This is a genomic window from Bradyrhizobium sp. Ken51, from assembly GCF_055807435.1.
The window spans coordinates 1-6,782 of record NZ_JBVVPB010000076.1; the positions used below are offsets into that span (position 1 = coordinate 1).

Genomic DNA, 6,782 nt, shown 5'->3' on the forward strand with positions numbered 1-6,782 from the left:
GCTGGGCCGGACGCGGTTAGGGAGATGCTCCCCTTCCTCGACTTCGATAGTGCGCGCTTCCGATTCAGGGCGGCCTCGTCCAGCGCCGCGGCGGCACGGTGCGCCATGACGGCGTGGCGTGGGGCTATGCCCGCGGCGCCGATGGGATGGGTGTCGACATCATCCAGGAATGCGAAGTGACCGGCATCCGCCGTGAGAATGGCAGTGTGGCCGGCGTCGCGACCTCCAGGGGCTTTATCGGCTGCGGAAAGCTCGCCGTTGCCGTGGCCGGCAATTCTACCCAGGTGGCCGCGATGGCGGACATGAAATTACCGATCGAAAGCCACGTGCTCCAGGCCTTGTTTCGGAAGGTCTCAAGCCCTTCATCGATTGCGTCGTCACCTTCGGCGCCGGCCATTTCTACGTCTCTCAGTCCGACAAGGGCGGCCTCGTCTTCGGTGGTGATATCGATGGTTACAATTCGTATGCACAGCGCGGCAATCTTGCCAGCGTCGAGCACGTTATCGAAGCCGGCAAGGCGATGATCCCGGCCCTGTCGCGGGTCCGCGTGCTGCGTTCGTGGGGCGGCATCGTAGACATGAGCATGGACGGCACGCCGATCATCGACCGCACCCATATCGACAATCTCTACCTCAATGCCGGCTGGTGTTACGGCGGCTTCAAGGCGACACCCGCATCCGGCTTCTGCTTCGCCCACCTCATCGCCAGAAACGAACCGCACGCCGTGACGCGCGAAATGCGTCTCGACCGGTTCGAGCGCGGTTATCTGCTCGACGAGAAGGGCCAGGGCGCCCAACCGAATTTACATTGATTACGGGGAAGCAAGGACACCGAAATGGCTAGCCTCATCCCCTGCCCCCATTGCGGGCAAAGGCCTAGGGAAGAATTTACTGTGAAGGGTGCGGCACTCGGCCGTCCCACTGCGGATGCGGGTGGCGAAGCCTGGTTCGACTACGTCTATCTGCGTGACAATCCACGGGGCCGCTACGACGAACATTGGCACCACACGTCCGGCTGCCGCCGCTGGCTGGTGGTGACGCGCGACACCGCGACCCATGACATTGAAGGCGCGCGTGACGCTGCCGCTCGTAGGGAGACGGCGGAATGACGTCGTATCGTCTCGACAAAGGCGGCCTAATCGACCGCTTCAAAAGGTTATCTTTCACTTTCGACGGCAAACGCATGATCGGCGCCGAAGGCGATAGCCTTGCCTCGGCCTTGCTTGCCAACGGCCAAATGCTGATGGGCCGATCCTTCAAGTATCACCGGCCGCGCGGCTTGCTTTCGGCGGGTGCGTCCGAACCGAATGCGCTGATGACCATTGGCCAGGGAGGACGTACAGAGCCTAATACCCGCGCCACTATGCAAGAGCTTTACGAGGGTCTTGTCGCGCAGAGTCAGAACCGCTGGCCCTCGCTTAATATTGACGTCGGTTCGCTGAATAGCCTGCTGTCGCCCTTCCTGTCTGCCGGCTTCTACTACAAGACCTTCATGTGGCCGGCGCCTCTTTGGGAGAAACTCTACGAGCCCGTGATCCGCCGAGCCGCCGGGCTCGGCAAGGCGACCTACGAGGCGATCCTGATCGCTACGAAAAGTGCTGGGCTCATTGCGACCTGGTGATCGTCGGCGGCGGTGCCACTGGCCTTGCCGCAGCCCTGACTGCCGGCCGTGCCGGCGCTCGCGTCATCCTCGTCGACGAGAATGCAATCATTGGCGGCGGGCTTCTCTCCGAAACCGCGACGATTGGTGGCGTATCCGCAGCCGAATTCGCGGGCCGGATGGTTGCGGAACTGGGAAGTCTGCCCAATGTGCAGCTTCTTTCGCGCACCACAGCGTTCGGCTGGTATGACGGCAACGTCTTCGGCGCTGTCGAACGGGTCCAGAAGCATGTTTGCGAGCCGCGCGCCGAGGTGCCAGTCGAGCGGCTGTGGCGCATTGTGGCAAAGCAGGCCATTCTCGCCACTGGCGCTGAGGAACGCCCACTGGTCTTCGGCGGGAACGACATTCCGGGGGTGATGATGGCAGGCGCTATGCGCGTCTATCTCAACCGGTATGGCGTTGCCCCGGGCAAGTCGGTCGCGATCGTGACCACAAACGACAGCGGCTACGCATTGGCCCGCGATCTCGAAAAAGCTGGCGTGCGGCTTGTAGCCATCATCGACAGCCGCCGCTCGGGCGCCACAGCTGGCATGTATGAGGGTTCGGCTCGCATCATAAACGGCGGCTTCGTGCCCGACGCCGAAGGCGGTCAGGCACTGTCCTCCATTACAATCTTCCAGGACGGCCGGAAGGAAAAGCTGGCCGTCGACGCGCTCGCCATGTCCGGCGGCTTCAGTCCGGTCATCCATCTCGCCTATCATCGCGGCGGCAGGCCGCAATGGTCGGATGCCGAAGCCGCTTTCGTGGCCCCGGAGGATCACAAGGGGCTTTCGTTGGCCGGTGCCGCCGCCAGGGCGAGCGGTCTCGATAGCTGCTTTAAGGCCGGAGCCGGAAAGGCTGCCGCGCTGCTAGGCAAGCTGGAGATAAAGGCGGATCCCGCCACGTTCGGCGCGGTCGAAGGCGACATTGTCGCACTCGCCACAAAGCCGGTCTGGATCATTCCGGGTATAAAGGGCAAGGCCTTCGTCGATTTCCAGAATGACGTCCATCACAAGGACATCGGACTTGCGGCTCGCGAAGGCTATGGTCACGTGGAGCTTGCCAAGCGCTACACCACCAATGGGATGGCGACGGACCAGGGCAAGCTTTCCAACGTCAATGCCATTGGCCTTCTAGCCGAAGCGCGCGGCGTATCTCTGAGCAACGTTGGCACCACCACCTTCCGCCCGTTCTATACTCCGGTTTCCTTCGGGGCCCTCGCCGGCACTTCGCACGGCGAGCATTTTCAGCTTGTTCGAAAGTCTCCGCTGCACAATTGGGCGGTGAAGAACGGCGCGACTTTCGTGGAGACGGGTCTGTGGTACCGTTCCGCCTGGTTCCCGCGTGCTGGCGAAACAACTTGGCGCGAAAGCGTGGACCGCGAAGTGAAGAACGTGCGGATCAATGCCGGCCTTTGCGACGTCTCGATGCTGGGTAAGATCGAGATCACCGGCAGGATGCTGCGGAATTTCTCGATCGCGTCTATTGCAACGCCTTCAAGAAATTGCCCATCGGCAAGGCTCGTTACGGTCTGATGCTGCGCGAAGATGGCTTTATCTACGACGATGGCACAACCAGCCGCATTGAGGACGATCGCTTCTTCATGACGACCACCACTGCCTACGCGGCAGGCGTCATGAACCACCTGGAATTCTGCTCCCAGACTCTATGGCCGGAACTCGACGTACGGCTTGCCTCGGTGACTAACCAGTGGGCGCAGATGGCAGCCGCGGGGCCGAAATCGCGCCTCATCGTCCAGCGGTTCGTTGACGAGGATATTTCCAACGAAGCGTTCCCCTTCCTGGCCGCCAAGGACGTCTCGCTGTTCGGCGGTAAGCTTTCGGGCCGGCTTTTCCGCATTTCCTTCTCTGGCGAACTGGCCTACGAACTGGCCGTTCCCGCCGGCTACGGCGAGGCCGTGGCCGATGCGTTAATGGAAGCCGGAAAGGAGCACGGCATCTGCGCCTACGGGGTCGAGGCGCTGTCGGTGCTGCGCATCGAGAAGGGCCACGTCACCCATAACGAGATCAATGGCACGGTCGTGCCGGCCGATCTCGGTTTCGGCAAGATGGTTTCGGCCGGGAAGGCGGACTTCATTGGTAAACGGATGCTCGAACGCGAGGGTCTCAACGATCCGAACCGGCATCAACTCGTCGGCATCGTGCCACTGGATTCGGACATGTCCTTCCGCAGCGGCGCACACATCCTCGAAAAGGGTGCGGCGGCAACGCTCGAAAACGATCAGGGATACATCAGCTCCAGCTGCTACTCACCGCATGTCGGATCAACAATTGGACTTGGTCTCGTCAAGCGCGGCTCCTCACGCCACGGTGAGGAAGTGCAGGTCTGGAACGGCCTTCTGAACGAATTCACTGCCGGGCGCCTCTGTCATCCGGTGTTCGTCGATCCCACCAACGAAAAGCTGAAAGGCTGCCCCGATGCCCACATTCGCGATCGAACACCGCGCTGCGCTCGGCGGGAAGTCTCCCCTCATCTCGACGAGCGTGACCCTCAGTGCCCTTCCGGAAGGCCATGTGCTGCATCTGTTGTCCGCAAGCGAAGATGACAATGTTTCGAGCACCATCTCGGCTGTGCTCGGATCCATGCGCCCGCCAAAAGGAGCGTGTCGCCCGGCCAGTGGTTCGTCGTCGGTGACGAGCCATTGTCGCCGGCAGCTGTTGACGACATCATGCAGAGGGTGAAGCCGCATGCCGAGGTCGTAGACCAGAGCCACGGCCGAGTTCGAATAGCTATCGCCGGCGCGAACGACCTCAGTGTTGGCCAAGGGGACGGCCGTGGATCTCGCCTTGAGCGCCTTCCCGGTCGGTCATGCGGCGACGACGCTGGTCGGCCATATCGGGGCCCACATCACCCGCATTTCGGAAGATGGATTCGAACTGATCGTGCTGCGAGGATTTGCGGAATACCTGTGGCATGCGCTCGCCGAGCTGAGCGCGGAATTTCGCTGATTTCACATGGACAGACGCGTGCTGGGCCACTTTCTCGCCAGCCTGCCAATTCGACAGGAGTAGATATGACGACCAACCTTGTTCTGACTGTTACGTGCAAGTCGGCACGGGGCATTGTAGCCGCGATTTCGATGTATCTGGCGGAAAATGGCTGCAACATCGTTGCTAATTCGCAGTTCGATGATTGCGACACAGACATGTTTTTCATGCGGATCAGCTTCATCTCCGAAGAAGGTGTTGCGCAAGCGGCACTTATGGAAGGTTTCAAACCTGTTGCCGGCAAATTCGGTATGGACTGGGAGATCTTCGATACCTCGAAGCGCATGAAGGTGCTCTTGATGGTCTTCCGCTTTGGCCGCTGCCTCAATGACCTGCTCTACCGCTGGAAGATTAGTGCACTACCGATCGACATAGTCGGCGTCGTGTCGAACCACTTCGATTATCAGAAGCTCATCGTCAACAACGACATCCCTTTCCACCACATCAAGGTGACAAAGGAGAATAAGCCGCAAGCGGAAGCGCAATTGACAGAACTCGTCCAGGCGACGGGCACCGAACTTGTCGTACTGGCTCGTTACATGCAAGTCCTGTCCGACCGTCTATGTGCAAATATGCCTGGCAGGATCATCAACATCCACCACTCCTTCCTGCCGAGCTTCAAGGGAGCAAACCCGTACAAACAGGCTCATGATCGCGGCGTGAAGTTAATCGGTGCGACGGCACATTACGTCACCGCGGACCTCGACGAAGGTCCTATCATCGAGCAGGATACTGCGCGTATCACTCACGCGCAGTCGGTGGAGGATTACGTTTCCATCGGCCGCGACGTGGAAAGCCAAGTTCTGGCCCGCGCCATCCATGCTCATATTGATCACCGTACTTTCGTCAACGGCAGCCGAACTATCGTCTTCCCGGCGAGCCCTCGGCAGCTATGCGTCTGAAGGAATGGGCTGAGAGATGGTGCAAGTAATCGACGGCAAACCGTGATCGATAAGGTGAAGGCGGCCTCCGCCGGCGCTTGAGGCGCAGAATGGTGTCAAGACCGGCCTCGCTGTCGTCATCGTCGGCGACGATCCTGCAAGCCATACCTATGTCGGCGCGAAAAGCCGCATGGCTAAGGATTGCGGCTTCAATTCGGTCCAACACACTTTGCCGACCGAGACCAGCCAGGAAGAGCTTGCAGCAATAGTGAAGATGTTGAATGCCGACGAGAACATCCACGGCATTCTCGTTCAGCTGCCATTGCCGATACATATCATCAGCGAACCGATCATCCAGTCGATCCGGCCGGAAAAGGATGTCGACGGGCTGAACGTCGTCAATGCCGGCAAGCTTGCGACTGGGGATCTGGAAACCCGCCTCGTGTCCTGCACGCCAGCCGGTGCTATGCTTTTGATCCGCCGCACGCATGGCGAGGAGCTTTCCGGCCTGAATGCGGTAGTCATCGGACGCTCGAACCTCTTCGGCAAACCGATGCTCAGTTGCTGATCAATGCCAATACCACGGTTACCGTGGCCCATTCCAGGACAAAAAATTTACCGGATGTCTGCCGCGGCGCCGACGTCCTAGTTGCTGCTGTCGGCCGTGCGGAAATGGTCAAGGCCGACTGGGTGAAACGGGCCGCGACCGTCATCGATGTCGGCATCAATCGGATTGATGCGCCTGAACCAGGGGAAGGCAAGACCCGCCTGGTGGGAGACGTGGCCTTCACGGAGGTATCCGCAGTCTCCCAAAGCATCACACCGGTTCGCGGAGGCGTCGGTCCTATGACCATCGCTATGCTTATTGGCGAATACAGTGATCGCCGCGCATAGGAGCGTGGGGCGAAAGTTGAAGATATTCTAAGCGTGCTGATCGACAGAACAACGCCGTGTACGACCGCTGAGTCTCCTGCGGCTCGATCAGACCAGGCAGCGGAGGCGGCGCCGTCGCTGCGATCTCTGGAGACAGGCCGTCGCATTGATCGCTGTTGATAAGGGCAGCAGGCCCGACCAGGCGTGCGCCAGGGGCGCATCGCCTCAAGGAAAATGGCACCCGGAGAGCGTGAGCATAGCGACCCGAAGGGGCACGCGGGTCCGAGTGCAGCGACGAGACCGGTTCAATAGCGGCACCCGGGAACGGGGCAGTGATAGCGATCGCCGCAGGCGAGCCCCTTTTCCGAGTGCCCCCGGCGAG

1 protein-coding gene and 5 pseudogenes are annotated in these 6,782 nt (G+C 60.5%); all 6 read left to right on the top strand.

The features are described from left to right. Positions 1–811: pseudogene (locus AC0L27_RS40435) on the top strand (FAD-dependent oxidoreductase); the annotation flags it as partial. Positions 812–835: 24 nt separating this feature from the next. Beyond that, on the top strand, positions 836–1,108 hold the full coding sequence (locus AC0L27_RS40440) for a sarcosine oxidase subunit delta (protein ID WP_473323617.1): 273 nt from the start codon (positions 836–838) through the stop codon (positions 1,106–1,108). Next, a pseudogene (locus AC0L27_RS40445) lies at positions 1,105–4,063 on the top strand (sarcosine oxidase subunit alpha family protein); the annotation flags it as partial. The gene AC0L27_RS40440 and the pseudogene AC0L27_RS40445, both read left to right, overlap by 4 nt. A gap of 337 nt (positions 4,064–4,400) precedes the next feature. Next, a pseudogene (locus AC0L27_RS40450) lies at positions 4,401–4,607 on the top strand (sarcosine oxidase subunit gamma family protein); the annotation flags it as partial. A gap of 65 nt (positions 4,608–4,672) precedes the next feature. Continuing rightward, positions 4,673–5,561, top strand: a pseudogene (gene purU / locus AC0L27_RS40455) (formyltetrahydrofolate deformylase). After that, positions 5,558–6,452 (top strand): annotated as a pseudogene (gene folD / locus AC0L27_RS40460) (bifunctional methylenetetrahydrofolate dehydrogenase/methenyltetrahydrofolate cyclohydrolase FolD). Before purU ends, folD begins: the two co-directional pseudogenes overlap by 4 nt. Positions 6,453–6,782 lie beyond the last annotated feature (330 nt).

What these genes read in the sequence shown, in the direction of transcription:
- AC0L27_RS40440 (WP_473323617.1), top strand. Translation starts at nt 836, where the DNA reads ATGGCTAGCCTCATCCCCTGCCCCCATTGCGGGCAAAGGCCTAGGGAA.